Raw genomic sequence first — 271 nt, 5'->3', positions numbered from 1 at the left:
AGACGATGATGATCGCGCCGAACACGAACACGGCGATCTTCGCCAGTTGCACGTAGCCCTTGATCGAGCGGGTGCGGGCGTGCTCGGTACGCGCGTAGATGTCCAGCAGGGCATTCAGCAGCGCGGTGAGGGCGAGGATCAGGAACAGCACGGTGAAGGCCAGTGCCAGGTTGCCGAGGAAGTGCGCGGCCTTGTCCGGCATCTCCGGGATCCACGGCAGGCCGAATTGCACCAGCAGCGAGGGCGTGGTTTGCGCCAGGCGCTGGAACAC

At 64.9% G+C, this 271-nt stretch carries 1 protein-coding gene; it reads right to left on the bottom strand.

Features of this window, described 5'->3' with window-relative positions; genetic code table 11:
• Positions 1 to 271, bottom strand: a 271-nt coding sequence (locus tag ACLJNW_RS25265; RefSeq protein WP_410961370.1) for a hypothetical protein, incomplete at both ends; no start/stop codon positions are given.

Source organism: Salmonella sp. SAL4457, assembly GCF_046548235.1.
GTDB lineage: Bacteria > Pseudomonadota > Gammaproteobacteria > Enterobacterales > Enterobacteriaceae > Salmonella > Salmonella enterica.
Note: the sequence above shows the minus strand (reverse complement) of the source record. Positions and strands in the feature narration are given on the sequence as shown.